The organism is Microbacterium sp. Bi128, from assembly GCF_918698205.1.
The window spans coordinates 1-1,393 of the sequence record NZ_CAKKMM010001334.1 but is presented as its reverse complement, the minus strand read 5'-3'; the positions used below and the strand labels follow the sequence as shown (position 1 = coordinate 1,393).

Below are 1,393 nucleotides of genomic sequence, written 5' to 3'. Positions count from 1 at the left end.
CCATCGCCCAGGCGATGCTCGCGGGCGTCTTGCTCCCGTTGTGCGTGGCGCCCTTCGCGGGGCTCGTGAGCGACCCGTGGGGCGTGGCGCCGGTCCTGATCGTGTGGCTGGTGGCATCCCGTCTGCTGCCGCGGTGGGCGGTGCCGCTCGCCTTCGTCGCGGCCACGGTCGTGATCTCGGTGGAACTCGCCCGCACCGGCGGGGGAGTGGATGCCGCGGCCCTGCTGCCGCGCCTGGAGTTCACCGCCCCGGTGCTCACGTTCGGTTCGGTCATCGCCGTGGCCGTGCCGCTGTTCGTCGTGACGATGGCGTCGCAGAACGTGCCGGGCGTCGCCGTCATGCGCAGCTTCGGCTACACCGTGCCGTGGCGTCCGTCGATGCTCGTCACGGGCCTGGGGACGGCCGCCGCGGCGACGGCGGGCGGTCACGCCGCCAACCTCGCCGCGATCAGCGCGGCGATCGCCGCCGGTCCGGACTCCCACCCGGATCCGAAGCGGCGTTGGGTCGCAGGCGTCTCGGCCGGCGGGACGTATCTCGTCTTGGCGGCGCTGTCGTCGGCCTTCGTGGCGCTCGTGCTCCTCGCCCCCGCGGGCGTCATCCCGGCCGTGGCCGGCGTCGCGCTGTTCGGCGCCTTCGGCGCTGCCGTGCAGCAGGCCATCGACGATCCCGGCGAGCGGCTGCCCGCGGTCGTGACGTTCCTCGTCGCCGCGTCGGGGGTGGCCGTGGCCGGCGTGAGCGCGGCGTTCTGGGCGCTGCTCGCGGGGCTGGTGGTGCGGGCCGTGCTGCACGTGGGGCGTCGGCGCGCGGCCTGAGCCTCGCCGGGCTCGCTATTCGGCGACGACACCGGACGGCCCGATCGGGACCGAGCTGCCTCTCAGTGCAGCGCGCCGCCCGGCACCGCCGCCTCGACGCGGGTGTCGACGGCGGCGCGGATCGCGATCTCGAGCCCGCGGACGATGTCGTCCAGCGGCAACGAGGGAACGTCCGCGGGGGCGTCCTCGCGCGCATACGGCACGTGCACGAACCCCGCCCGGACCTCCGGGGCGTCCGCGGTGGCGTGGAGCGCGGCGTACATGACGTGATTGCAGACGAACGTCCCCGCCGAGTGGGAGACGGAGGCGGGAAGGCCCGCGTCCGTCAGCGCGGCGGCCATGGCCTTGACCGGCAGGGTGGCGAAGTAGGCGGCGGGGCCACCCGCGACGACGGGCCGGTCGAGAGGCTGGGCGCCGGCGTTGTCGGCGATGCGCGCGTCGGCGAGATTGATCGCGACGCGCTCGGGTGTGAGGGTCGCGCGACCTCCCGCGAGTCCCACCGCGATCACGACGTCCGGCTGATGAGTCGCGATCAGAGCGCGGAGGCGCTCGTCGGCGGCGTCGAAGACCACCGGCAGGAC

Annotated in this window: 2 protein-coding genes; one reads left to right on the top strand and one right to left on the bottom strand. The window is 74.9% G+C overall.

The window, feature by feature from the left end; translation table 11 throughout:
* Positions 1-812, top strand: an 812-nt coding sequence (locus tag LQV45_RS32520) for a benzoate/H(+) symporter BenE family transporter (RefSeq protein WP_230011695.1), incomplete at its 5' end; no start/stop codon positions are given.
* A gap of 62 nt (positions 813-874) precedes the next feature.
* Here the strand turns inward: LQV45_RS32520 and pcp are convergent.
* On the bottom strand, positions 875-1,393 hold a 519-nt coding region (pcp, locus tag LQV45_RS32515; RefSeq protein WP_230011693.1), incomplete at its 5' end, for a pyroglutamyl-peptidase I.